General features: G+C 63.5%; 22 protein-coding genes. 15 read left to right on the forward strand and 7 right to left on the reverse strand.

The features are described from left to right. Positions 1–128: 128 nt before the first annotated feature. The 5 genes from AC4CS3_RS11845 (at position 129) to AC4CS3_RS11865 (ending at position 5,104) form a co-directional block, all read left to right on the forward strand. Complete coding sequence (locus tag AC4CS3_RS11845; protein ID WP_490783633.1) at positions 129–1,694, forward strand: chitinase; 1,566 nt, start codon at positions 129–131, stop codon at positions 1,692–1,694. 793 nt (positions 1,695–2,487) lie between these two features. Further along, on the forward strand, positions 2,488–2,901 hold the full coding sequence (locus AC4CS3_RS11850; RefSeq protein WP_441413575.1) for an ArsR/SmtB family transcription factor: 414 nt from the start codon (positions 2,488–2,490) through the stop codon (positions 2,899–2,901). Then, positions 2,898–3,851, forward strand: coding sequence for a cation diffusion facilitator family transporter (locus tag AC4CS3_RS11855; protein ID WP_490783634.1), 954 nt, complete (start codon positions 2,898–2,900; stop codon positions 3,849–3,851). Before AC4CS3_RS11850 ends, AC4CS3_RS11855 begins: the two co-directional genes overlap by 4 nt. Further along, positions 3,851–4,465, forward strand: coding sequence for a cation diffusion facilitator family transporter (locus AC4CS3_RS11860; RefSeq protein ID WP_490783635.1), 615 nt, complete (start codon positions 3,851–3,853; stop codon positions 4,463–4,465). Before AC4CS3_RS11855 ends, AC4CS3_RS11860 begins: the two co-directional genes overlap by 1 nt. 24 nt (positions 4,466–4,489) lie before the next feature. Beyond that, a complete protein-coding gene (locus AC4CS3_RS11865; protein WP_490783636.1) occupies positions 4,490–5,104 on the forward strand; it encodes a cation efflux transmembrane domain-containing protein in 615 nt (204 codons plus the stop codon). Here AC4CS3_RS11865 and AC4CS3_RS11870 read toward each other — a convergent pair. Beyond that, the gene (locus AC4CS3_RS11870) at positions 5,101–5,916 is read right to left on the reverse strand and encodes an MBL fold metallo-hydrolase (protein ID WP_490783637.1); all 816 of its coding nucleotides are present in this window, start codon (positions 5,914–5,916) and stop codon (positions 5,101–5,103) included. The genes AC4CS3_RS11865 and AC4CS3_RS11870 overlap by 4 nt on opposite strands. 240 nt (positions 5,917–6,156) lie before the next feature. Between AC4CS3_RS11870 and AC4CS3_RS11875 the strand changes: the two genes are divergently transcribed. The 4 genes from AC4CS3_RS11875 (at position 6,157) to AC4CS3_RS11890 (ending at position 10,180) form a co-directional block, all read left to right on the forward strand. Continuing rightward, the gene (locus AC4CS3_RS11875) at positions 6,157–6,531 is read left to right on the forward strand and encodes a DUF7793 family protein (protein WP_490783638.1); all 375 of its coding nucleotides are present in this window, start codon (positions 6,157–6,159) and stop codon (positions 6,529–6,531) included. Positions 6,532–6,567: 36 nt separating this feature from the next. After that, entirely contained in the window at positions 6,568–8,106 is a 1,539-nt protein-coding gene (locus AC4CS3_RS11880) for a putative bifunctional diguanylate cyclase/phosphodiesterase (RefSeq protein WP_490783639.1), read from the forward strand. 9 nt (positions 8,107–8,115) lie between these two features. Beyond that, positions 8,116–8,934, forward strand: a complete 819-nt coding sequence (locus AC4CS3_RS11885) for a class I SAM-dependent methyltransferase (protein ID WP_490783640.1) — start codon at positions 8,116–8,118, stop codon at positions 8,932–8,934. 139 nt (positions 8,935–9,073) lie between these two features. Then, positions 9,074–10,180 carry an EAL domain-containing protein gene (locus AC4CS3_RS11890; RefSeq protein ID WP_490783641.1) on the forward strand — a complete coding sequence of 369 codons (1,107 nt, stop codon included), beginning with the start codon at positions 9,074–9,076 and terminating at the stop codon, positions 10,178–10,180. 20 nt (positions 10,181–10,200) lie between these two features. Here the strand turns inward: AC4CS3_RS11890 and AC4CS3_RS11895 are convergent, their stop codons facing one another. Beyond that, a complete protein-coding gene (locus AC4CS3_RS11895) occupies positions 10,201–10,794 on the reverse strand; it encodes a TetR/AcrR family transcriptional regulator (protein ID WP_490783742.1) in 594 nt (197 codons plus the stop codon). A 244-nt stretch (positions 10,795–11,038) separates the two neighbouring features. Between AC4CS3_RS11895 and AC4CS3_RS11900 the strand changes: the two genes are divergently transcribed. The 4 genes from AC4CS3_RS11900 to AC4CS3_RS11915 all read left to right on the forward strand — a co-directional run bounded on the left by AC4CS3_RS11900 (position 11,039) and on the right by AC4CS3_RS11915 (position 14,664). Further along, positions 11,039–12,544 carry an FAD-dependent oxidoreductase gene (locus AC4CS3_RS11900; protein ID WP_490783642.1) on the forward strand — a complete coding sequence of 502 codons (1,506 nt, stop codon included), beginning with the start codon at positions 11,039–11,041 and terminating at the stop codon, positions 12,542–12,544. A 431-nt stretch (positions 12,545–12,975) separates the two neighbouring features. Next, complete coding sequence (locus tag AC4CS3_RS11905) at positions 12,976–14,019, forward strand: hypothetical protein (protein WP_490783643.1); 1,044 nt, start codon at positions 12,976–12,978, stop codon at positions 14,017–14,019. A 12-nt stretch (positions 14,020–14,031) separates the two neighbouring features. Next, entirely contained in the window at positions 14,032–14,262 is a 231-nt protein-coding gene (locus AC4CS3_RS11910) for a hypothetical protein (RefSeq protein ID WP_490783644.1), read from the forward strand. Positions 14,263–14,367: 105 nt separating this feature from the next. Beyond that, positions 14,368–14,664: a hypothetical protein gene (locus AC4CS3_RS11915; RefSeq protein WP_490783645.1), complete on the forward strand. Its 297-nt coding sequence runs from the start codon at positions 14,368–14,370 to the stop codon at positions 14,662–14,664. Between the two features lie 9 nt (positions 14,665–14,673). Here AC4CS3_RS11915 and AC4CS3_RS11920 read toward each other — a convergent pair whose 3' ends face one another. Genes AC4CS3_RS11920 through AC4CS3_RS11940 form a run of 5 tightly spaced genes read right to left on the reverse strand, consistent with a single transcriptional unit; the run spans position 14,674 to position 21,780 of the window. Further along, entirely contained in the window at positions 14,674–16,365 is a 1,692-nt protein-coding gene (locus tag AC4CS3_RS11920; protein WP_490783646.1) for an endo-1,4-beta-xylanase, read from the reverse strand. Then, entirely contained in the window at positions 16,365–18,152 is a 1,788-nt protein-coding gene (locus AC4CS3_RS11925) for a polysaccharide deacetylase family protein (RefSeq protein WP_490783647.1), read from the reverse strand. The genes AC4CS3_RS11920 and AC4CS3_RS11925 overlap by 1 nt, the downstream gene beginning before the upstream one ends. 58 nt (positions 18,153–18,210) lie before the next feature. Beyond that, positions 18,211–20,019 carry a polysaccharide deacetylase family protein gene (locus tag AC4CS3_RS11930; RefSeq protein ID WP_490783648.1) on the reverse strand — a complete coding sequence of 603 codons (1,809 nt, stop codon included), beginning with the start codon at positions 20,017–20,019 and terminating at the stop codon, positions 18,211–18,213. Continuing rightward, positions 20,009–21,355: a glycosyltransferase family 2 protein gene (locus AC4CS3_RS11935; protein WP_490783649.1), complete on the reverse strand. Its 1,347-nt coding sequence runs from the start codon at positions 21,353–21,355 to the stop codon at positions 20,009–20,011. The genes AC4CS3_RS11930 and AC4CS3_RS11935 overlap by 11 nt, the downstream gene beginning before the upstream one ends. Further along, positions 21,352–21,780: a hypothetical protein gene (locus AC4CS3_RS11940; RefSeq protein WP_490783650.1), complete on the reverse strand. Its 429-nt coding sequence runs from the start codon at positions 21,778–21,780 to the stop codon at positions 21,352–21,354. The genes AC4CS3_RS11935 and AC4CS3_RS11940 overlap by 4 nt, the downstream gene beginning before the upstream one ends. 1,075 nt (positions 21,781–22,855) lie before the next feature. Between AC4CS3_RS11940 and AC4CS3_RS11945 the strand changes: the two genes are divergently transcribed. Both AC4CS3_RS11945 and AC4CS3_RS11950 read left to right on the forward strand, forming a co-directional pair. Beyond that, positions 22,856–23,515: a response regulator transcription factor gene (locus tag AC4CS3_RS11945; RefSeq protein WP_490783651.1), complete on the forward strand. Its 660-nt coding sequence runs from the start codon at positions 22,856–22,858 to the stop codon at positions 23,513–23,515. Further along, entirely contained in the window at positions 23,512–25,299 is a 1,788-nt protein-coding gene (locus AC4CS3_RS11950; RefSeq protein WP_490783652.1) for a hypothetical protein, read from the forward strand. The genes AC4CS3_RS11945 and AC4CS3_RS11950 overlap by 4 nt, the downstream gene beginning before the upstream one ends. Positions 25,300–25,681 lie beyond the last annotated feature (382 nt).

A 25,681-nucleotide genomic window follows, 5' to 3' on the forward strand; every position in this document is an offset into this window, starting at 1 on the left:
ATAGGCGAACAACGCGGAGTTCCGACAGACCTCATGGAAATGCTACGCAAGCTGCGGCGCTTCCCGGGGAGTGAGATCTTTCCCAGACGTCCGTGAAGTCCTATTCACAAAGTCCTAGGGGTATCTCTGTGTCGAAGCGCTTTCCCGGCCGCCGGCTGTCCGTCGTGCGTTTGGGAATCCTTTGCGTCATCGTGGTCGCGGCGGTCACGGCGGGCTACCTCGGCCTCCGCAACGTCCAGGACGTCAGTGCCGCAGCATCCATGCCTTCGGTGTTCTCCGGCTATGTGGACGTGACGGCGACGCCGCGCTTCGCGTTCGAAGATCCAGCCGTGCCCAGCGCGAAAGCCGTGGTGCTGTCCTTCGTCGTCGCCGATCCGAAGCAGGACTGCGCGCCGTCCTGGGGTGCGGCGTACAGCCCCGACCAGGCAGCTACCGATCTCGACCTGGACCGGAGGATCGCCCGGCTCCGCCAGCTTGGAGGGGCCACCGCGGTTTCCTTCGGCGGGCTGAACAACAACGAACTCGCGGTTTCCTGCAAAGACACGAAGGCCCTGACTGACGCCTACCGGCAGATCGTGGATCGCTACGACGTCGCAACGGTAGATCTCGACGTCGAAGGGGTCGCCTTGGGCGACACAGCCGCTGCCGACCGAAGGGCGCAAGCCATTGCCGCCCTTCAGAAGGAACGCAAAGCCAGCGGCAAGTCCCTCGCCGTCTGGCTGACCCTTGCTGCTGACCCGAACGGCCTCACGAGCCAGGGCCAAGGCATCGTGGCGCATACCCTGGCCGGCGGGGTCGAACTGGAGGGCGTGAACATCATGACGATGGATTTCGGCGCCAGCAAGCCTGCAGCTTGGAGCATGTCCCGGGCGTCAGAGTCAGCTGCGGATGCCGCCCACGGACAGCTCGCCGCCCTCTACCGCAACGCCGGAACTGACTTTGGCAGCGAAACCCTCTGGCGCAAGCTTGGCCTGACCGTCATGGTCGGCCAGAACGATATCGCCGGCGAAATATTCACCCTCAATGACGCCGCCACCATGAACAGCTTCGTCAAGGACAAGGGCCTCGGCAGGTTCTCAATGTGGTCCATGAACAGGGACAGGACGTGCAGCCCCAACTACCCCGACTTGAGCAAGGTCTCGGACAGCTGCAGTGGGGTCGTCCAGGGTTCCCAACTGTTCTCCGCCACCCTTGCCAATGATGTCGCGCTGCCTACCCCGACTGTCGTTCCATCGCCTACAGCCACTGCCTCAAGCAGTGCAACCACCACCGCCGATGACCCGGCAACGAGCCCCTATCCGATCTGGAATACCAACGCCGCCTACACCGCGGCGGACAGGGTGGTCTGGCACGGCAGCGTCTACGAGGCAAAATGGTGGACCCGCGCTGACGTCCCGGACAACCCGGTCCTGCAGGGCGGTGCCACCCCGTGGAAACTCGTGGGTCCGGTGCTTCCCGGAGACAGGCCAAGTCCCAAAGCGACGGTGCCTGCGGGGACCTTCCCGGCATGGGCGCCGGAGACCATCTACCACAAGGGCGACCGCATTCTCTTTGAAGGGTCCGCGTTCGAAGCCAAGTGGTGGACCCAGGGAGATAGCCCGGAAGCCGCAGTCCAAGGTGCCCCGGACTCCCCTTGGGCAAGATTGACCCCGGCCCAAATCCTGTCTCCATCTCCCACCGCGCCGGCTTCCTGAACTTAAGCGCGAACTGGCAGCAGATGCCCTCAAAATCGCTCCCAGAGGGCATCTACTGCCAGTTCGCGCGACGTCGATGAACCGGCGTGAGTGTTCGGGATGAAGTTACCGGCGGTCCGGAGAATGGGGCGTCCGATGCGCGTTGACCACCGCAAGGAGGATTCCTCCCATTAAGGCAAAAAGGCGAGCCGACGACGGAGAGGGAAACGACCGCGAATGGCCAGGATGGGCCCTGTTCGGGATCGAGCCGCGAAGTGTTGAGGCCAAATACGGCCGAACCGATCCAGATGTAGTTGACGACCAGGATGGCGATAGCTCCAAGCACTACGGCGACTGTGAGGAGTAGTTTCTCCGCTTTGGACATGTTCGTGCCCCCAATTTTTGTGTTTGCTCCGAAGGAGTGCACAGAAAAATATCAGCCCCGATGGCCTCTGACTAGCTCCAAATGGAGAAGATTGAGTCCACCATCGGCGAAACTTTGGTGTTGGACTGCTGCCGCAGCCCAAACCCCTAGCGTCGGAGCGCTATTACGACGACGGCGACGGTCGCGACAGCGAGGATCGCCAACCCCACGTATGCAAGCACCTGAAGGCGCTGCTTCCGAATTTCCCGCTTCGATTCGCGGGCCGACAGCCCAATCATCTTGTTCCCCATACGGGGAGCGTACGCCGCGATTGCTTCGCTCGGGCAACAAGAAGGATAACTGTTACGAAGTTCCCAGCTGGCAACCCCTGGCCAAGAACCGTGTCCCCTATACTGACATCTGAATACTTGTTCAGATGTTGGAGGTCCCGTGGTTGCCAGTGAAGCTGTCGATGAATGCGGCGTGAAACTTGTCGACCCCGACAGGGTCGAACTCGTCCGTGCGGCCCTGCCCTCGGATCATGACATTGCCGAGCTGGCGGACGTGTTCTCGCTGCTCGGCGATCCTGGGCGCTTGCGCCTGTTGACGTCGCTGCTGGAAGGCGGGGAACTGTGCGTGTGCGACCTTGCCGCGACGACCGCGATGAGCGAGAGTGCGGTGAGCCATGCGTTGCGGCTGCTGCGCGCCCACCGGGTGGTTTCCGTTTCGAGGCGCGGCCGGATGGCGTACTACCGTCTGGATGACGCGCACGTACGGATGCTGCTGGACCTGGGGCTGACCCACACCGGCCACACCGTCGCCGTTCACCCCGAGCGCACGGCCAAGGAGGCCAAAGGCCAATGAGCACCCACAACCACGACGCGCCAGGCAACCCCGCCAAGCACCATGCTCACGGCCACAGCCACGCGATAGCAGCGAACGCAGACCGGCGCTATCTGGTTATCGCGTTGGCGCTGATCGTCGGGTTCATGATCGTCGAGGTGATTGTCGCCGTCGTTTCCGGCTCGCTGGCCCTGCTCTCCGACGCCGGGCACATGCTGACCGACGCCGGGGCGATCGCCGCGTCGCTGTGGGCAATCAACCTCGCGGCCCGTCCGGCGCGGGGAATCTGGACGTTCGGATTCAAGCGTGCGGAGATCCTCTCAGCGGCCGCCAACGGAATCACCTTGCTCGTCATCAGCGCCCTCGTGGCCGTGGAGGCCATCCACCGCCTCCTTGATCCGCCTCCGGTCGAGGGCGGCCCTGTCCTGGTGGTCGCGATCCTCGGGATCATCGTGAACCTCATTGCGGTGTGGGTCCTGGCCAAAGCCAACCGGTCCAGCCTGAACGTCGAGGGATCCTTCCAGCACATCCTGACCGACCTCTACGGATTCATTGCGACGGCGGTCGCCGGGTTCGTCGTCCTGACCACCGGTTTTACCCGTGCGGACGCGATCGCTTCCCTCATCGTGGTGGCCCTGATGCTGCACGCCGCGTGGGGGCTTCTGCGGGACTCCGGGAGGATCCTCCTGGAAGGCGCGCCGGAAGGTGTAGACCTGGACCAGGTCAGGGAACACCTCCTCGAAACCGGGCACGTGCACGATGTCCACGACCTGCACGTCTGGACAGTCACCTCGGACCTTCCCGCCCTGTCCGCGCATGTCGTCCTGGACGAGAGCTGCTTCCACGACGGACATGCCCCGCTCATCCTTGACCAACTGCAAAGCTGCCTTACCGGGCATTTCGACGTCGAACACTCCACCTTCCAGCTCGAACCCGCCGGCCACGCCGTCCACGAAACCGGAACCCACTGATGACAACTGCCACGCCCCGGTCCTGGATCCAGGACGCCCGGACCGTCCGGTTGCTGTCCTGGTTCAGCCTGATCTGGATGGTCCTCGAGGGAGCCCTCGGCCTGGTTGCCGGCGGGACGGCGGGCTCCGTGTCCTTGATCGGCTGGGCGCTCAGCTCCGCCGTCGAGGGCCTGGCGAGCATCATCGTGATCTGGCGGTTCACCGGATCCCGCACCCTGTCGGAAACCGCCGAAGGTCGCGCACAAAAAGCCGTCGCCATCAGTTTCTGGCTCCTGGCCCCCTACATCGGAACCCAGTCGGTCATCGACCTGGCCACGGGACACCGGGCCGAGAGCAGCGTCCTGGGCATCGTGCTCACGGCGGCGAGCCTGGTCATCATGCCTGTCCTCGGCGTCGCCAAGCAGCGCCTCGGTGCCAGGCTGAACTCCGGAGCCACCGCCGGGGAAGGTGCCCAGAACCTTCTCTGCGCCGCTACTGCTGCCGCTGTCCTGATCGGCCTGGCCGGCAATGGGCTCTTCGGCGCGTGGTGGCTTGACCCCGTCATTGGCCTCATTATCGCCGCCGTCGCCGTCAAGGAAGGCCGCGAAGCGTGGAAGGGTGAAGGCTGCTGCTAGCGCACTCGAGGAAACGGATAACACATGCCCAGCATTGACGGCAACACTGCCCCAACCACAGACTCCGGGAAGTTGTTGCGTCGCGGGCTGCGGCTGGAATACGCAACCCTGGGCTGGAACGTGGTGGGCCTCGGCGTTCTGGCAGCCGCCGCCATTCAAGCCGGTTCCCCGGCCCTGGCCGGTTTCGGCCTGGATTCCCTGATCGAGATCTTCGCTTCGATCGTGGTGGTGTGGCAGCTCAAAGGTGCCAACAAGGAGCGCGAAGCCCCCGCAATGCGCCTGATAGGGATAGCCTTCGCCGTCCTCGGCTCCTACCTGCTCATCCAGGTGGCCATCGTTTTTGCCACCGGAGTCCGCCCTGCCACCTCAGGTGCGGGCATCGCCTGGACGGCCTTGACCTTTGTGGTCATGCTCGCCCTCGCGTGGGGCAAGATCCGCACCGGAAGCGCTTTGGGCAATCCGGTGCTCCGTGCAGAAGGAAAAGTGACTCTCGTGGACGCCTACCTGGCTGGCGCGGTCCTGGCAGGCCTGGTTCTGAATGCCCTTTTCGGGTGGTGGTGGGCCGATCCCCTGGCGGGGGTGGTCATCATTTACTACGCAGCAATGGAGGCCGTCCACGCCTTCAGGCACACCCCTTAGTGGTGTGCTTGCGTCTCCTGGAGCCGCTTGATGAACCAACGTGATTGCTCGGGTCCGTAGGGAAGCACCGGGATCGCTTTGGTAGCGTCCGACGGCGTGTCCCGGATCGACTGCCTAGCCTGTCTCACCGCTGTGGACATCGTGTCGGCCATGGTCTTCACGAATTGGTCGCTGCAGGGCTTGCCGTGGCCGGGGATGAGGAACTCGTAGCGGTGGCGCAGGGCCGAGATGTGCCTCAGGGCGTCTGCCCAATCTTCCGGGTAGGAGTCCTCGAACGAGGGGTGCGCGCCTTGTTCAACGAGGTCACCGGCGAAAAGGGTGCTGGGCGTGCCTACCAGGAGGTCGCCGTCGGTGTGGCCGCGGCCCAGGTAGAACAGGGTGGCGGTGAGGCCGCCGAGGTCGACCAGGACGGGCTGGTCCTTGACGATCGCGTTGGGAATGACGAGTTCGACGGCGTCGCCCTTGCCCGCGGCCATCTCCGGTTCGGTGGCGGAGACGAAGCGGCGCTGGTGGTCGCCGTCGTCGTCGATTGTCGCCGCACAGTTGACGTGCCCCCAAAACTCGGTGACGCCGTCGTCGGCAAAAACGGCGTTGCCGAAGTAGTGGTCGTAGTGGGCGTGGGTGTTCACGACGACGAGCGGCAGCTGGGTCTTTTCGCGGACTGCGGCGAGGATCTGCCGGCCTTGGCGGGGGCCGCAACCAGTGTCGATCACCATGGCTCGTTCCGTGCCTACGACGAGGCCCGTGTTGAGCAGGCACCCTTCGGTCTCCAACACGTAGTTGTTTGGGCCGACTTCGAGCCATGCTGACATTGTTTCTCCGTCTGATGCGTTCCGGCAGTGTTCAGGCCTCGATTCTACCCACGTGGAGCCGGGAGGATCGGGACAAAAGCCCCAGTTGAGACCCGGGCCGTTCGAATTTGGTCAATGCGCAGGAGAAGGGCTTGAGGACCAATGCTTGGGAAGCTACGCTATCGAGGTTGGCGATTGCTACTTGTTAACTAGCGGCAGCTGCAGCCAGGTTCGGCGGCCTGATCGGGGGAGGACGTGATCGTGATACCGGATACGGCGGACGGTGAAAAGGCCACTGTCGATTTAAGCGTCGACGGATATCTCCATCTGCGCTGGAGGCCCGGAGTCGACATTCAGGTCGAGGATGCCCGGGCGGCCATGGCGAAAGTCAACGAGCTATGCCAGCAGGCGCAGCATCCAATGCTGGTGGACATGGCAGCGGTCTCTTCCGTTAGCCGGGAGGCCCGTGGTGTGTGGTCCATTCCTTGCGGCGCTTCACGCATCGCTTTGTTAGGTACGTCGCCTGTAGACCGGGTCCTGGCGAACTTCTTCCTCGGCGTGCACATCCCGCCTTGCCCGACCCGTTTTTTCACATCGCGCAGCGATGCGCTGGACTGGCTTAATGCGGGTGCGTAAGCCCCGGATTTACTCGCTTCTGCCCGCAGGGATTAAGTGACCGCGAGGGAGAGCGTCGAGGACCCGCGCCTGCAGCTGTTGGTTGACGGGGTAGTCCGATTGGCTGCCGGCGATCTGGACGCACGCATTCAACCTTCGGAGCATCGGGATGACATTGATGCCGTCATCACGGGAGTCAACCTGCTCGCAGAAGAACTGGGCCACATTCATGCGGATCTGGAACAGCGGGTGGCCGCCCGTACGGCCATGTTGCGGCGAACGCAGGTTGAGCTGGAACAGATGGCCAAGACAGATGCCTTGACGGGCCTCGCGAACAGGACGCTGCTTACCGAGCGGATCCAGGAAGCGATCCGGTCCAGCGCGGACCGCGGAAAAGCCCCGGCCGTGTTGCTCCTGGACCTGGACTCATTCAAGGCCATCAATGACATCCTCGGCCATAGCGCCGGGGACGCAGTGCTGGTGGAAGTTGCCAAGCGTCTCCGCTCCGCTGTCAGGTCCCAGGATACGGTGGCCCGCTTGGGCGGGGATGAGTTTGCCATCCTCATTGCGTCCGCTACCGAAGAGGAGATCCTTCGAATTGCGCACCGCGCATCGGAGTACCTGCAGGACAGCATGTCTATCGGCATGGAGACGGTTTGGGCGATGGCCAGCATCGGCGTTTGCATCGGCTCGCCGGGGTACCGGGCTGAAACACTGATGCGCGATGCCGACATTGCCATGTACCAGGCAAAGGCGCGGGGCCGCAACAACGTCCAGCTCTTCCACCCGGAGATGCTCGACGCCGTTCAGGAACGGTCGCGTATAACCGCCGAACTGCGCACCGCTGTTGCCGGAGGAGAGCTGGCGCTGGTGTATCAGCCGGTGGTCGAATTGGCTTCCAGCCGCGTCATCGGCGTCGAAGCCCTCCTCCGATGGCATCACCCTGTCCGCGGCACCATCATGCCGGGCAGCTTCATTGGCATCGCAGAAGAAACCGGCTTGATCTTTGAGCTGGGACGTTGGGTGCTGCATGAAGGTCTCGCCCAAATGAGGCGCTGGAGCCAGACCGACCCGGACCTGCCGGACTATTGTCTGCACATCAATCTCTCTGCCGCCGAACTGCTTCGAACCGACTTGCTTGACGATATCCGGGACACGCTGGCCAGGTATTGCCTGGATCCTCGGCGTCTGATCTTGGAGATCACCGAGACTGTATTGATGTCGCGTGAAACCGGACAGGAACAGGTCCTTAGCGGCCTCCGGGAGCTCGGTGTGGGGCTGCAGATTGACGACTTCGGCACCGGCTATTCGTCCATCAGCTACCTCAGGTCGCTTCCGGCAGACACTGTGAAGGTCGATCAGTCCCTCATAAAGGACATGGAGTCTGACCCTCGGCAGCAAAAGTTCGTCTCGGCCATTCTGCAGCTGATTTTCGCTGCTGGGCTCAACGCGACCGTGGAAGGCATCGAAACCGCAGAGCAGGCGGCCCAACTGGAGGCCATGGGTTGTCTCTACGGGCAAGGCTACTTCTACGGATATCCGGTACCAGCCGCAGAAATACCGGATCAGCTCCGCCGGCCCGCACGGCGTCTGTAGAGTTAGCGCATGTCGAAGCTTTGGGACCAGATGTTGCTTGTCCCCACAGTAGTGCGCCTCGCTTCCCGGGCACCGAGAAATCCGGACACCGCGTGGGAAGGATACTGGCGCGGAATCCGCACCACTGGCCGTTCAGGAGACGTGCTTTGGGACTCGGACTCGGCGGCCGAGCGTGCACAGTACACCGACGCGATTGCGGCCCACTTTGATCCGGCTCTTCCGGTAGTTGACGTGGGGTGCGGCAATGGTACCCACACCCGCTGGCTTGCAGGTCTATTTCCACGGGTTCTCGGAATCGACGTCTCCAAGGGAGCGATCGAGATGGCAAGCAAAGAAGCAGAAGGCGTCCAAAATGCCGACTTCATGGTTCTGGATGCTTCGGGGGCACGTGCTGGAGAGCTCCTGTTGGAGCGCCTTGGGCCCGCCAATGTCTTTGTCCGCGGAGTCTTCCACGTCCTGAAACCCGGCAAGCAGGCCGCTATGGCTGCCAACCTCCGAACCGTCATCGGGGACAGGGGCCGGGTGTTACTGGCCGAAACCAACTTCCGCGGAAATAGCCTCGGTTACCTGACCGAGCTCGGCGCCACCCGGCAAAGCATGCCCCTGCAGCTGCGGCGCGCTTTGGAGAACCTTCCCCGGCCCGGGCACTTCGGCTCCAGGGAACGGCACGACGTATTTTCGGATGCAGACTGGCAGTTGATTTCTGACGGCCCGGTTAACATCGAAGTAGTCCCGATGAACGCCAGCGGTCTTCCGCAGTGGGTTCCGGGATACTACGCACTCCTGTCCGGCGCGGAGGATTCCGAAACAGAAAAGGAACGGGTGTAATTGCACCCGGTGCGCTCCGCTCGTTACATCCCAATGAAGATTTCATTTCAATCCGGGCCGACCGGTTTGTTCGGCTGTAGTATCCCAATAGATTGCAGGTCCCGGGCTCAGCCGGAGCTAAACGCAAAGGAATGATTTCATGTCGACGCGGAAACCGTCTTTGCGTGCATTGACTGACGCCGGGATGCGGGCCAGTCCGGAGAATGTGGAACCGCCCCTCGAGCAGTTGCGTGGGCTGCGCCTCCAAGTCCTGGAAATCATCGATGAAGTCCTGGGGGACTCTTCGCAGGCAACGGATGCGGTGCGAGAACAACTTCGCCAGCACATTGCCGCCCACCCCGGGCATCCGGAAGAGGCCTTGCTGGAACACTTGTCTTCGCTCAGGTCGCAACAGCCGGCCCCGCAGGACGGACAGGACGATCCGGACCGGCCCGCCCCGGCCCCGCATGGCGAGCCGGAGTCCCAGCACCCGAGCAGTCCACGGCTCGAGGCCGTTCTCAGGGACCGGATGCTGATGACCGCCTTCCAGCCCGTTTTCGACCTGACCACGTCCACCGTCGTCGGCGCCGAGGCTTTGACCCGCTTCGTCAGCGATAGCGGGGACCCTGCCGATTACTGGTTCGCGGAAGCCGGGGATTCGGGGCTCCGGACGGATCTTGAATTCGCGGCGTTGGAGTCCGGGCTCGAGGCCGCGCTGAAGCTGCCGCCCCACCTTTTCGTAGCGTTGAAGCTTTCCGACGAAGTCTGCTTGGATCCGCGCCTTCCCGGGCTTTTCGATCAGAGTCCGGTGGCACCCGCCCGGGTCATCCTCGAAGTCTCCGGGAGGTTTCCTCAGGAACAGGCTGCTTCGCTCGATGCGGCGCTGGCTCCGCTGCGCAGTGCCGGCGTGCGCTTGTCCATTGAAAACACCGGTTCCTTCTTCGCCGGGGCCAGCCATATTCTTCGGCTCAAGCCGGAGCTGATCAAGCTGGAGCGGAATCTGACTGCAGGCCTCGAGCTGGATTCCCTCCGGCAGGAACTCGTCGAGGCGGAGGTGGCGTTCGCGCGGGAGATCGGGGCGGCCTTGACTGCGCAACGCATCGAAACCAAGGACGAACTCGCCACTCTTGCTGGCCTGGGCGTAACCCTCGGACAGGGCTATCACCTCGGGCGGCCCTCGGTCCAACCCAGCGAATGGGTCAAGTGGGGCCGGCGTGCCCGGCATCTTGCCTCCCCGGGCGGTCGCGGCCGGACCACGCGGAGCTGACGAACGGGCGCCTCAGGCAGTTACGGGGGGTCCGGGCCTCGATGTTGTTCTATCAGCCAAGCGGCCATCTGCTGGGCGCGCTTCGACGCGAGGACGTCTCCCTCTGTGGCCGAGATGATGGAGCCCTTCATCAGGATGTGCCAGGAGCGTGCGAACTCGTCGGTACGCTCCAGCCCGGCTTCGTCGGCCAACTCCTGGATGTGTCCCCTGATCCTGGCGAGGTAACCGATACTCGTTTTCCCCAGCGGATGTTCACGCCCCATTTCAAGCAGGACGTTGATGAACGAGCACGCCTCAAAATCCTCGCGCTCGAACCAGTCGCCGAATACGTCGAACATGGCAAGCAACTGCTCGTCGGCGGTGTTTCCCCGGCTCTTGGCATCGGAGATGATCAAGTCGACGGTCGAGAACTGGTCACGAAGCGCGAGGAAGGCAAGAACTAGATCGTCCTTGGACGGAAAATGGCGGTAAAAGGTGGCCTTGGCCACTCCCGAACGCTCCATGAGCTGATCGACCCCCACGGCACCGATCCCGCGTCGCGAGAACAGTTCGTAGCCGGCGTCCAAGATCCGATCCACCGCGTCATCACGGGTGGTCGTTTGTCCGGTTGGCATGGAAGACGAACCGGGTGCTTCCGAGGCATCTGGCGAACTCATGGTGAAAGCAATGCTACTCCCACCCCTACAAGACAGACCGGCCTGTCGGGCCCTTTTTGCGTGAACTCGGCACTGAGCAACCCGCGACGTCGGCGCTCCCCTATTGCATCTCTGGTGGCCTTCTGCTTCTCTGGCACTACCGGGCCGCCACCGCGCTACTTCCGGTGTGGACCGCGCCCGGCTGAAGGGACGTGGGACCGCTATGACTTCTTTGTGGCTAGACGCGCGCGAAGCTTCCGCAGCCGCGAGCCCCGATGAATTCACGCCCGGGAACAGTTACGACGTCGTCGTGGTCGGCGCGGGAATCACGGGCCTGGCGACGGCGCTCATGCTGGCACGGACCGGGAGCAGCGTGCTGGTCCTCGAGGCCCGACATATCGGGGCGGTCAACACCGGAAACACCACGGCCAAGTTGAGCCTGTTGCAGGGCACAGCCTTGTCCGCGCTGCGAAACCAGTATCCCGTGGACGTGGTCCGTGCCTACGTTGATGCGAACAGGGCGGGCCAGAAGTGGTTGCTCACCTATCTCGAGGAGCGGAGTGTGCCTTTCCAGTATCGGGATGCCTACACCTTCGCCACCACCCCAACCGGCGCGGATCGGCTCCGCGCGGAAGCCTTTGTGGCCCGGGCTGCGGGACTCAACGTCAAGTCCACCCGGGAGACGGGGCTGCCGTTCGACGTCGACGACGCCTTGCGGCTTGCGAAGCAGGCGCAGTTCAACCCCATGGACGTCTTGGATGCGCTCGCTGCCGATGTTCGGGCCGCCGGCGGCAGCATCGTTGAAGGTACCCGCGTCATGAACGTCCGCAACGGCGATCCCCTGACTGTGGTCACCAGGAAGGGCGAGGTCCGCGCCCGTTATGTGGTGCTCGCCACCGGGACACCCATCCTGAACCGCGGGCTTTACTTCGCGAAGCTGCGGCCGAACCGCTCGTACGCCGCCGCGCTGCGGCTGCCCGATGGGGTCAGCCCGCCTCCGGGGATGTACCTTTCCGCGGAGCCGCCCACGCGTTCTCTGAGGGACTACCCAACGCCCGACGGCGGGAGGTTGCTTTTGGTGGGCGGGTTCGGGCATGCGGGTGGCCGGGCGCCGTCGACGCAGGTCCACGTGAATGAGCTGCTCGGCTGGGCCGAACAGCACTATCCGGGTGCCGAGGTGACGCACACGTGGTCCGCCCAGGACTACCAGGCCGGCAATCTCATGCCGTTCTTCGGCAGGTTCCCCCGGGGGCACGGGAAGATCTTCTTCGGCACGGGCTACAACAAGTGGGGCATGACAAATGGTGTTGCGGCGGCGCTTGATATCACCGCCGATATCCGTGGCGAAAAGCTTGACTGGGCCCACACCATCCACCACCGGGTCACCGGTCCCCGCGGTGCAGCGTCGACGATTTCGTTGAACGTAGAGACACAGCAGCAGAACTTCCGGGACAAGGCAGCCCTGAAGGGGAAGCCGGCCATCACCGAGGAAACCGACCCCGCAGAGGGCACGGGCGTCACGGGACTTTTCCACGGGAAGCCTGCGGCTATCTGCAAGGTGGATGGCGTGGTGTGCAGGGTGTCCGCAGAATGCGCGCACTTGGGCGGAATCCTGCACTGGAACGACGCCGAGAAGTCCTGGGACTGCCCTCTGCACGGCTCGCGCTTCTCGCCCGCGGGCAAGTTGTTGGAGGGTCCGGCGACGCACAATTTGTTCAAGCTGCAGTAGGTGGTTCGGAGGCTCCCCGCCGACTATTCGCTGGGGCCTACAGGCTCATGGCCACCCGATTCACCGCTCGAATTTCGTTCGGCGTCGCGGCAATCATCGCAGCGACCAACGAATTGATGCGGGCAATCGGGGCCACCCTCGCCCTCCCCACGGAGCAACGTAACTTTCATTCCGGCATCCTAGTCCCCCATGCGAGCCGTCGGAAGGCTTCGCGGCCCGTGTCCTTCGGGGGGGGAACTGCGAGTGACCATCGAAATGTAGGTCGAAAAACCTAACCACAGCCGACTACGCTAATCCTCCTTTTAATATGCAAATTTAAGGAGTCAAGTCAGATGAGTTTGCTCGAAAGTCCCTTCCAACAAAAGCGATAATGTCGTAAGATTTCTGCAAGCTGTGGGTCGCGGGGGCACCTATATGAATAGGAGTTTCCCTTGCGACGTCTACATATTTTTGCCTCAGCTTCTGCATGCCTTTCTTTGATTGCGGCCATCTTTATTGCCGCACCGGCACAGGCAGGTACTGCTCAAAGGAACACGGCACCCCAGGAACAGGAAGATCAGCGGATACGAGCTGATGCCGGCGGTGGAGTCCAGCCTGTCGCCTGGGATCAGGGGTTGTCGCCCGGGCCAAGTGCCATTCCGCTGCATGAAATCGCCAAGAAGTACGACGGCGTGGATGTGATTGACGGGAACGCCCCTGGAACCGCGGCAGTCCAAACGCAATCCCCCTCGGGTGCGGTACGGATTACCGTTCCCGGCAAAAAGTCAGAGACGAGACCTGCCCAGCTTAAGGGCGTCCCGATCGGGCACTTTATTGGCGAAGGCGCACCACTTTTGACAACCGCTCTGTCCGGCGCGACAACGACTACGTACAGCACCCCACACGGCTCGCAAACGCTGATCACGGTCGAATCGGACAAAGCACCGCGCGATTACCGATTCCCATTAGCTCTCTCGGCCGGATCCACTGCGAAGGTGGAAGCTGACGGTTCGGTCCTCATTCGAGACGCCGCGGGAAGAGTTACAAGCACCTTTGTCTCTCCATGGGCATTCGACGCCGACGGCAAACCGGTGGCGACGACGTTCAGGATTGAGGACGGTACCTTAATTCAGCACATTGACTTCAATTCCTCTAACGCATTTCCCCTAACGGCCGATCCGAGCATTCAGTGGGTACCGTGGCCAGTCCTCGCTATCACCGGCGCCGAGTTGAGAGTACTTTCTGGTCTCACGACCATGGTCTTCGCAGGCGGAGTATGGACAGGCTGCACGTTTAGCAAGCTCACCGGATGGATCGCAAAAGTCGTGAGCCAGATTTGCAGGGTGACTGGCCTTGGCGGAGCTATCTCTGTCATCTCTATGATCAACAGCGCGTTTAGAAATGCCAGTCTGATTGCCACAAAGTGCTACGGCATCAACCTTTCCAGCCCGTCCTCTCCGCTCCGGGATATGCCTGGGCGAGACTGCGGCTTCTGAGAGAAGGCAATCGTGAAATGGTACAGCTACGCGCATCCGCCGATCTTTATGGTGTCCCTGGCGATCCTTTTTATGACCAATTGGGACCTGTGGCTTCGAATTCTCTTGCCATCGGTGGTTCTGGTTTTGTACGTGATCAATGAAGTAGTTCTTTACCGGAGGAAGAAGGCCGCACGTGCACTCGCAGCCGAGCTCGATCGCACCGACCCGATGGCTCACGCTTACCGGGAGCCGCCTTCCTAGTCCCTCGATCGACGACGCGCAATCATCGCGCGGAGGGGAGCGACTCACCCGTCGGTGGGGGGCTCCCTACACCCGTCGAGGGCTAAATATGAATAGGAGCTTCAATTGCAAACACCACATATTCTTGCCCAGGTAAGAAACCGACTACTCATTATCGGCGTGATTGTCTGCGCGGGCGGAGTCATCTTCGAAACGTTGGCCACAAACTTACTTTCGCTGCTTTTCTCTCTCCAAGGAGGCGCCGGCGGGGGCGTCGGCCTATGGCTGACAGGCTTCATCGGTTCAGTCGTACGCTTCGGGCTTGCCCCGCTCGGCGCATCACTCGTAGCTCTCGGCATCGCAGTACACATCCTCCGAAACCAGATCCCGGACCTCCTCAACAACCATGGGAAGGACGGCTGAAGTCGGTGGTCAGCCGCCCAGTGCACGCCTCATTGCGTCGTAGGCGGGCGTCGGCTGCCCGTTGTTGAAGAGAAGGTCGTGGCCCTGCTGCAGCTTGCCATCATTGTCGATGAACCAGTCGTAGCGGTCGTCCACACCCCACGTCGTGTAGGAGACGCAGGCAGGCGAGCGCAGGCAGGTCGCCAGCACCGTGGCGTACTGCTCCGCTTGGGCGCCTGTCCCCTGGCCGTCGGTGACGTCGTTCTCCGAGATGCGCACATGGAGACCAACCGCCTCGAAGGCGGCGAGGGTCTTGGACAGTTCTTCCTGCGGAATGGCGTCGGTCTTGAGGTCGTAGACGTGGGCCTGGAGTCCAACGCCGTAGATGTGGCCGCCCAGGGCGTTGGTGTCGAGCGCGAGCTTGAGCAGGGCGTCCTGGCGGGGCCCCGGCACGTCGGCCCCGTTCTCGTTGATGAACTGCTTGACGTCCGGATCGGCGTCGTGAACGGCCTTGGAGACGACCGCCGGGTAGCCGGGCCCGAAGACGCGGTACCAGATGTTCTGCTGGAAGCTGGTCCCTTGGTCGACGTCGAACGGCTCGTTGACGACGTCCAGCGAATCGAGCTTTCCCTTGAAATGAGAGACCACCGTGCGGACGTAGTCGAGCAGCGCGGTGCCGCTGGACTGGCGTTCCGCGTCCGTGCCGCTGGGCAGGTCCTGCATCCAGCGCGGCATCGCCTCGCTGAATGCGATCGTGTGGCCGTGCACAACCATGCCCTTGCTCTTCGCGATGGCGATGATCGCGTCCGCCTCTTCGAAGGTGTAGACGCCCTGCTTCGGGGAGAGGGACTGCGGCTTCATGGCGTTCTCCGGCGTGACGGAGCCGAAGTTGGACGCCACCTCCCGCGCGTAGTCCTGGTCGCCGGTCAGAGGGCCGAGCGCGACGGCGGTGCCGATCCGGAAGTCCGGACGGGTCCTGGCGGCCAGTTTCTGAAGGCCATCGGCCGACGGCTGGACGTCGATGACCGCGGCCCCCGACGTGCTCAAGCCCGCGCCCTGCGGCGCCGCCGCCTTGAGGGAGGTGACGTCGAAGGCTCCGGAGTTGCTCGACAACCCGAGCCAAAGCTTCCCGGACGAGAACACCTTCCCGAGGGGAAGCGAGGAGAGCGTGTCCGGGCCGCTGGCGATCTTCAGCGTGTCGCCGGACCGGTGCACCGTGAGCATAGCTCGCGGGTCGCTCACCGTTACATGCTCGTCGTGCACAGGGACTGGCTGCGTCACGTCGCTCTTCTGCACGCCGTCGAACACGGCGATCTCCAGGTTGGCACCCTGGAGGGTGAGCCGCAGGCCCGCCGGCTCAAGGCGGAACTCATCCGCGATGACCGGGGGCCGGTCGTACAGCGCCAAGGATGCGTCCGCGGTCACATCTGCGAAGGTCGCGCTCAGTGTGAAGTCGCTGCCAACCACCAGGTGTGTGCCGGCCAAGTTGAGCGGCGGGTTCGGCTGTCCTCCCCCGCCGTCCTTCTTGACGATGCTCCGCGCGGTCGGCGCGACCTGAAGCCCGTCGCCGTGGACCGTCACTCCCTGCGTGTTCTGCCAGTCCTGATGGATCAGGTCGACCACCACGTCGGGTGCGGGCGGCGGGGCGTTCGAGGAGCAGCCTGCGAGGGCGAGCAGGAGGGCGGACGCCTGCACGATCAGTAGGCGCGGGCGCCCGGTCATCAGGGTAGCCACCACCGGACGTCGTCGAAGTACGCCTGTATTCCCGAGTTCCCTTGGACGATGACCTGCAGGCTCGCCTTGGCGACCGCAGTCGTGCTGGGCGAGTATGTCAGATTGACGTTGCTCACCCCGGCGGCCGTTACCCCAAGTTTGTACTGCCCGGAGATCCACTGCCCGGCGGCGTTGTATTCGTCGATGTAGAAACCCACCTCACCGCTGGTTCGCGCCGTGATGTTGAGGTAGCTGGCGATATCGTAAGTGCCGGCCGACACCGCGACCTGCGGGGAGAAGAGGTGTGTGTTCACCGTGGTGGCAGTCAGCTTGACCGAGTTCACCGGGTTCGCCGGGCTCCCGTGGTTCGCCGCGTCGGCCACGATGGTGGCCGCCGAGTCGGTGGTCCAACCCGAGCTGATGCCGGCGTCGAACGTGCCGTTGGCGACGAGGTTGGACGGCGGCGGTGGGAGCGTCTCCGCGCCGAGCGCCAGCATCTGCACGTTGTCCACGTAGGCCGTGATGCCGGTGCCGACCACCCAGATCTGCAGGCTCGCCGAGGCCACGGCTGTCGAGCTCGGCATGTAGGTGAAGTTCATCGACTCCACCCAATGCGAATTCTCACGCTTGCGGTACTGCCCGGAGATCCACTGCCCGGCCGAGTTGTACTCGTCGACGTAGAACCCGACCTCACCGCTTGTGATTGCGGCCACGTTGAGGAAGGCCTTGAACATGTAGTTCGTCGTCGGCGACACGGGAACTGTCGGCGAAAACAGGTGACCCGTCGTGGCGCCAGAAACCAGCTTTACCGACTTGGCGGAGTCGGGGAAGCTCCCGTTGTTCGCGGCGTCGGCCGTGATCGTCGTCGGGGCGTCGGTACGCCATCCGTCGCCGATTCCGTTGTTGAACGTCGGATTCGCGAGCTTGTTGGGGCTGCCGGTAACGAGGCCATTGCTGATGTTGACGTTCTTGATCTGGCCGGCCGCCACCTTGGTCTGCACGTACGCGGCCAGCTGATCCAGCTCCGCGGTGCCATACTCGTAATCGTCGGGGACCTGGCTCGGCGCCGGCCTGATGTCGTGGAACGTGAACACCGCCCACGTCTTGTTGGCGATCGCCTCGTCGACCTTGGCCTTCAGGGTGGAGACCGGGGTGGTGACCTCCTGGACCGGCACGTCCCGGAGGAGAAGGTCACCGAGCGGCCAGATGTTGTTCCCGGTGTCGGCGAAGCCGCGCATCGAGGTGTAGTACTTGGCGATCTGGGCGAGCGCCGACATGTCGTAGTCGCCGTATGGCGGGGCGAAAGCGGTCGCGTTGAAGCCGTTCGCCGCCAGCGCTGCCTTGCTGTTGGCCAGCTCGGCATCCACCTGAGCGGCCGTCAGCTTGGTCTTCTGGCAATCGCCTCCGACGCTTACGAGGCACTGATGATCGACGGTGTGCGAGCCGATCTCCCAGCCGTAGGTGTTCTGCAGCTGGGTGACCTGGGGCCACGTCAGGTACGGGACATCAGTGTTGGCGCGGCAGGTGTTCGGCACCGTTGTCATGCCGACACAGTTGGTGATGATGTAGTCGGTGCCCGTGAGCCCGTATTTCTGCAGCGTGGGAGCAGCCTGCGTCAGCGCGCTCTGCTGGGCATCGTCGAAGGTGAAGGACACCAGCGGAGTTGCGGCGGGGTTGATCACGGCGGCGTACGCTGCCGTAGGGGACAGCAGCGCGGCAACCATGGCCCCCGCTGCCACCGCGATCGTGGCGAGCCCGGTGCGCCCCCGCGCCAAGCTGGATCTGGTTCTGGTCATGAGTTTCTCATTTCTTTTTCTGGTGGCCGGCGGTGCCGGGTACACCGTCGAACGGTTGTCATGGGCCCTGCAATTGCTTGAACGCCTGCGCTACCGGTTGGACTTTGATGCCGCTTTCGTCGACGAGCTGCAGCTGGGCGGCGAGGGCGGCGCTAGTGATGGTGCTCCGGTCCCCCGCGATGGTGTCTCCCCCGGTGACCGTCGATCCGGGGGCCGCGATCTGGTGGTAGACGAGGATGAGCCAGCCGCTCACCCGGGACGTCTCGGCGAGCGCTTCCGCCAGCTGATTCGGGGTGGTCTCGTCGGTCACGTAGAAGACCTTCAGGTCGTGCGGTTCGAGGTTCTGCCGGGTGTTGATCCCATCGTTTGTCCCCCGCACGCTGTCGAAGTACTTGTTCGCGTACCAGTCAACCTGCGGGTCGTGCCGTCCGTATGGGAGCGCCAGGTCGGCGGTACTGAGGCCGGCAGCCGCCAGCGCCTCCTTACTCTTGCGCAACTCTTCGTCCAGCTTGTCGACGCCGATCGAGGTGAGATCGACGTGTTCGTAGCTATGTGCGGCGATCTCGTGTCCGGCCTCGTGCATCTGCTGAACCTCGGCGGCCGTCATGAAGTTCGGCGTCTCGATGGTGCTGGCATTGACGTACTGGGTGGACGTGAAGTGGTGCTTGTTCAGCAAAGGCAGGGCACGGTCATATATCGACTGCCAGCCGTCGTCGAACGTAATCGAGACCATGGGCTGGGCCCAGCGGAGGGGGCCGGGCTTGGTGACGTCGGTGAGTGAATAGTCGCGGACACGCGTCGTGCCGTTCCCGTGGGACACCAGGGTTACCATTGCCGACTTCGCTCCGCCAGGGACCTGGAATGCCTCGCCTATGTTCGTCCATTCCCCCGCCGGGGGCACGGTCGCAAGGTTGTGGAACAAGCGCCCGCCGTCCGCGAGCTCGAACTCGGCCACGACGTCCACTTCGCGCTCGGACTGGTAGCTCGCACCGAACTCGAAGGACCGGTCGGTGGTCACGGGAATCGGCGGGTACTGCCATTTCGCCTCGCCGCTCTGGTAATTCGCGATGCGGGTCCACAGGAAGCTGCCGTTCTTGTCTGCTCCGCGCCCGGACTCCGCGGCCAAGGCTCCGGAGGCGTACGGGGACCATGAATCGGGTGCGCCCGGCTGGGGACCGGCGAGCCCCGGGTTGGGGACGAGGTTGGGGACCGTCGTCGCGTCCGGCTGCAGCCGGACGTCGTCCGCCTCCTCGAGGTATGCGCCCTCGACCCGGAGGGTACCCGTCGAGGCTAGCCGGAAGACGTACTCCACTGCGGTCGTCGTGTTTCCGCTGGTGAACGCGTCGCTCACCGTGAACGGGGAATTGCCGGGCTTCTGGAGAGGGTTCCGTAACTGCTCCAGAGTCGTGCTGCCGTTGGCGTGGTACTGGCGCGTGAGCAATGTGAAGTCCGCGTCACTGGCGGCGAACGCCTTGAATAGGTAGGTCTTGCCGGGTTTGACATCCACCCGCGGGCTCGCAAGAGTCACATCGCCCGAGGCGTAGTGGGTGATGTCGAGCTTCAGTGCCTGGTTGCTGCTGACCTGCCCGTCCACCAACTCCAGAGACGTCCCGGCATCCCCGCTATGGCTGGCGTTCCAGCCGCCCATGGAGCCTGCGCCTGCCGACGTGCCGGACGCTGCCGAGAGCGCACCGGCCGCAGTCCGATCGAGCGTGGGAAGCAAGTTCGCGCCGGGCCGCGGTTGGGCGATGCTGCCCGTCCCACCGGTGTACAGCAGCCACCCGGCGGCGAGCATGACGACCACCACCGAGGTGACCACGAGCGGATTCAGCAGCACGCGGGAAACCCGCCGGCGCTTATGCGGCATGAGCTACCACCACCACGCTGCCGGCCCGCTGCGGAGACTTCCATGTGTTGGTCTCGGGACGCCGGAACAGGCCGCGCGAGCTCGCGATGCAGCGAAAAGCAGCCGTCAGCTGCACCAGGTCCATGACGTAGAAGAGGAAGTACGCAGTCGGCGCGTACATGGACAGCCGGGCGCGTTCACGCTCGGTCAGGTTCTCATCCATCCAGATCGTCAGGAGCGTGTAGGCGGTGATGGTCGCGTACGCGCCGAGTACCAGGCCAGGCGTCCGCGTGACGAGCGACCAGTAGACCGCGTACGTCAGGGCCAGGGGCGAGACGAGCAGCGTGAACTCGCTGAGCAGCGCCATCGGCATCCGGTAGCAGGTCAACGTACTGGTGTACCGGCGGCTCGGGTTGAGCACCATGTGGCGGTATTTGATGAGGTTTTGGATGCTTCCGTACTTCCAGCGGTAGCGTTGCCTCACCAGTGCCCGGAGCGTGAGCACGCCCTCCGTTTTCGCGACCACGTCGCTGGCATAGATCATGCGGAAGCGCCGGTTGCCCAGGCTGGTGATCTTCGCGCTCAGGCCGATATCCTCGGTCTGGGTATCCGTGTCGTAAAAACCGACCTTGCGCAGCACACGCATCCGATAAGTTGAGGCCACCCCGCCCACCACGAATTCGCAGTTCAGCAGCGAGTAGAGCTTCTTCGAGCGGTAACCAATCATGTGCTCGAACCGCTGCAGGAGGCCGAGTACCGTCGTCTCCTCCAGGATCTGTACGTTGGCGGCGACGCCGGCCACGTACGGGTCGTCGAAGTAGGACAGCGCGTTCGAGATGGCGTCCGGCTCGATGATCGAATCGGCGTCGAGCGTCATCACGAACTGGCCGCGCGCGTGGCGGCGAATCGCCGAGTTGAGCGCCGCGCCCTTGCCCACGTTCTTGCGCATCCGCACGATGCGCAAGTCCATCTCGGGGTGGCGCACCTGGTAGTCGCGGACAAGCCGACCGGTGAGGTCGGCGGACGCGTCGTCCGCGACGAGGACCTCGAAGGAGCGATACGTGCTGCGCCGGATGGAGTCGAGCGTCCGGACGATCACCGGCTCCTCGTTGTGGGCGGCGATGGCGATGGATACCAGCCCGGGCACCTCGGGGAGGGCACGGCGGGTCCAGGTGGCCGTCGCCGCGCACTCCGCCGCGTACCCGGCCGGGAGCCGGACACCCCGCATCCCCTTCCGTCTCTGCTGCCAAACGTCGTAGAAGTTGGCGCCCACCAGGTACAAGCCGAAGTGCAAGACGTAGAGGATGCTGACGCTGGCGAACAGCCAGAAGATCATGAGCGCGATGTCCATGCTCATGACTCGGTGGAGTTGGAGGCAAACGCCCGCGCGTGCGCGGCTGGCCGGTGCTCGGCGCGCCGGCCGCGAGTCGCGCGGAGCGGCACATTCAAGGACGGGGCGACGGCGGTCGGCTGGACCAGGTCCATCACGGCTGTGGTGGTCGGAACCCTTGTTTCCGCCATGGTGATGATCGGAGCGGTAGTGGTCGGAACGGTAATGGTCGGAACGGCGGCGCTTGACGCCACGGTCTCCGCGGGAGCCGTGCGGGAGGAGCCGCGCCGATAGATCCGGATGCAAACGAAGCGGAAAACTGCGGTGAGGACCACGAGGCTCCACAGCACCACGCTCAGCTGGGCTACGAAGCCGAGCAGACCCTCGAACATCGCGGCGTCGCGGCCAAAAGTCGCCTGTGCCGTCGCGACGACGCTCTCGTGGTGCGTCATCGGGGGCTCTCCGCTGTCGCGGAGGCGGCGCCGCCCGTCCAGTCTTCGGTTCCGGTTGAATGCTGCATCATCGCATTCCCCTCTCTAGGGCAAGATGTCGTCATTGGCTTTAGGGGTGTGGCTTCCGCTCCGTTGCGCGGGGATGACGATTTCCGGTTCAGCGGGAGATCGTCGGGGGCGTTCGGGCGAAAGAAGTTTGGTTCTTTCGTGGAAGAGATGGGTTCGTCAGGGCATGGGTGTGCCCCACGTGGACATCTCGATTTGGGGGCCAAGCTGCGGGTACTGGATTCCGGCATGCGCCCGGGTACCAGACCCTGGCGACAGGTCCAAGGGATCGCGTCAAGCAGAGCTGCATCCGCTCCTGGTTCTCTTTCGCACCGATCATGGATCCCTCGTGCGGGCGCTAACGGATGAGCGAGAAACTCGTCGAACAAAATGGCGTCGACGGCCGAAATGAGAAAAACATCATCAAATTGTTGCGGATGACCAAGGTGTCTATGACCACGGTCTCAAGAATCCGAATGCGGCGATTGTCGCATGCACGTCTACCCCCTATAGATTGCCGGATTTCGCTATCTGCTCCGTGTCTTGCCCCGCATACCCAGAGGGGGCAACAACCACGGCCAGAGTACGACCGGCGCCCAGCGTGGCGTGCGAGTGCCGGATACTGGTCTTTTCACGGTGGAAAAAACAGGGTTGCTTAACTACTACCCGAACCTTTTCGAATCCGGTCGCAATACCCGAACCCCGGGCCACAACCGGACATACAGCGGCGATATCCTCCCGACATGGGGAACTACAGCACGGGATATTTGGCCAGGGATGCCCGACGCGAGCGTCGGAGAAGGTTTAGGCGGAGACTGTCATACGTAGGATTGGCGGTTTTGGCTGCCGCCACTACTGTCGTTGTCACGATTGCCCTCCGCCACTGAGGCCGACGCCGGCGGCATTCCGGCAAAGCGGCGTCGGCGTGGCGAAAACGTACCGCGAGCGCGCCGCCGTCGTAATCCGTCCTGAGCCGTAACCAACCGGCACTGCTGGTGAATCAATGGGCGTGCTCGGATAGCCTTCAACCATGGGGGCTATGGGGTGGGTTCGGCGGGTGCTGGTTGTCGAAGATCAGCCATTCATGCGGGGGCTGGTCGCTGATGCCTTGAGGGGCGCGGACTTCGAAGTGCATGACTGCGCGTCGGCGTCCGAGGCGCTGTCGATGTTCGCCGCCGTCGATCCCGATGTTCTTGTGACTGACATCGATCTGGGAACGCGGCCCAACGGCGTCGAACTGGCGCACGTCGCGAAGTCGCTCTCCCCCGGGTGCGCCATCGTTTTCCTCACCAACTATCCGTCGGAAGCTACCTTTTCAGAGTTGCCGGCGGGGTCAACCTTCGTCAACAAGTCGTCCCTTGACTCGGTGGACGCCCTCATCAGTGCGGTCAACTCGGCCCTGGTGGAGCTTCCCGTCACCGTGACTCCCCCTGTGGCGTCGGACGCAGCGAAGATCGGCGCCCTGACCCGCGTACAGCTGGATATCCTGCGCATGATCGCGGAGGGCTGGTCGAACGCCGAAATCGCCAAACAACGGGGAAGCAGCATGCGCTCCGTGGAGAAGGCCGTCTCGCGCACGTTCGAGGCCCTTGGCCTGAACCGCAATCCGGGCGTCAATCCGCGGGTTGCCGCGGCCACGCTGTACGCGCGCACGTTTGGGTTGCCGGCCCCCGCCGATAGCGAAGAATGAGCGGCCGCTCCCCTGCGCTCTGGGCCCGGGGTATCGGCGGTCGCAATGCCCTGAGCCTCTGGTCGTGGCTTTTGACCTTGCCCCTGGCGCTGACGGTCATGAACATGTTCGGCGGATCGGTCACGCTCGCTGGGACCGGATCGGTCACGCTGGCTGCGGAAGGTTCCGGCACTGCGATCGTGTTTCTCGTGCACGTCATGCTTGGTCTTGTGGGGATACTCCTTCGCCCCTTGATCACGGCACGGCCGAGCCTCAAAGGCAGAATCACGACGGCGTTCGGCACCTTCGCGTTCCTGGGCGCCTGCCGCCCGCTCCTGGTGGCTTGGTCCGCACAGGCCCTGAATATCGCGGATCTAAGCGAAGATCTCTGGGCCCGGGTCCTCATCAATATCGGGGCGGCCCTGGTCTTCCTCTCGGCGATCGCGATGCTGACGGACTCCATCCGCGGGCATGCCGTACTCGAACGCCGGCTCCGCGCTGCCCAGGCTGCGATCGAAGCGCAGCTCGGATTCGATGAGAACCGTCTGCGCTCGATCCGTTCCGACTATGTCGCCGAACTGTCCGAGCGTCTTGACGCGGTCCTCTCTGCCCGGATGATGACAGCCCTAGCCAGAGCCGAGGCCTCACGACTGCTGCGGACGATCTCCGATGAGGTCGTGCGCCCGATGAGCCATCAACTCTTCCACGACCACACGCCTTTACCGCCTGAGACAGCCCCTCCGCGGCCGCCTTCCCGTGCAGAACGCACCGAGCGACTCACGGATTTGATCCAGGCTGCACCGATCGCATTGCCTGTGCTGCTCTTCGAATCACTCATCTCAGTCCGTCTGCTGGCGGAATACGGCGTCCTCTTCTTGCTGGTTCAATGGGTTGCAGGCGGGGCCATCCTGCTCCTCGGGAACGCCGCGACGGCCCGGACCGTGCGGAGGATCACCAGTCCCCTACGGCGAATTTCCGCCATGACCCTCTGCTACGCGGGCACGGCCGCAATTGGCGCGTCGATGACATGCCTACTGCAGGAGGCGTTCGGCTACGTCCCGTATTTCTATTGGGCCGCCATCTGGGCCTATCCGCTGACTGCGCTCACTGTGGCGGTTCTTCGAGCTGCCGAGCGCCAACGACGGCGGCACGAAGTGAGGCTGGCACGCTCGCTCAACGAGCAACTCAAGCAAGCCGACCGCGCGCACCAGAAGCTGCTCCACACCCGCCGGAGGATCGCAAGGATCCTACACACCAAGCTCCAGGGGAACCTGGTTTCGAGCGCCCTCGCTCTGGCTGCCTCCGGTGGGAACGACACAGAAGAGCGTCTTCCCCCACAACATGTCAGGGATATCCTGACGCGTGCCGTGGATGCGGCGGAGAGTGAGATCTTGGAAGAGTCGGCCGGACAGTCGGTGCGCGGAGCGTCCAGTATCCGGGACCTGCTGAGTACCTGGGGGCGCGTGCTGAAGCTGTCCTACGACATCGACCCTGCTGTGTGGGCCTTATGCGACGAGGACCCCGCCAGGGCTGAGGCAGTCGTCGAAGTGCTCTCAGAGGGATTCACCAACGCCATCCGACACGGCGAACGAAACCATGTCCGCGTCACACTGTCGGCCAGCGAGCCGCAGGAGGCACGATCGGCGGCGGGCACCGGAGCCATTCACATAAGCATCAGTTCCCCTGGCCGACTCCGAGGCCCGGTCCGCCCCAGCCTCGGAATGACGACGCTTCAGGCCCTGTCCAAGGAAGTAACACTCAGAGAGGACGGCGAGAATGTAGTCCTCCGGGTTGTTCTTGAATGAGGTCGTGAGCTCGGGGATCCGCTCAGTCGCGCTTTGGGGTCTCGCGCCTGTCTCCGGGCTGTCCCCCTAGTCGGATGGTGTGGCCGGCACAGACGGTTTGGCGGCCGAAGACTTGGCTGGGCGGGTCCTCAACCAAAGCCTGACGCCCCAGGAGCTGAAATTCTGGGCGCTCCCAACCGGTGGACTGGGGGTGAATCCCCCACGGCGACGCTATGGCGCCGGAAAAACCGATAGGCGGCCGTTTGCTTAATAAGGTGGCGATTGACGCGGAATTGGTCGACGAACCGGCCACCGCTCAGTGGCGGGGTGCAGACGCTCCGACTGACCTAGGATTGATGAAGTTGCACTGGTGGGTCGACCGAGGGCGAGGGGATCCAGCGGA

The sequence above is a fragment of the Arthrobacter sp. SE2 genome, from assembly GCF_058244265.1.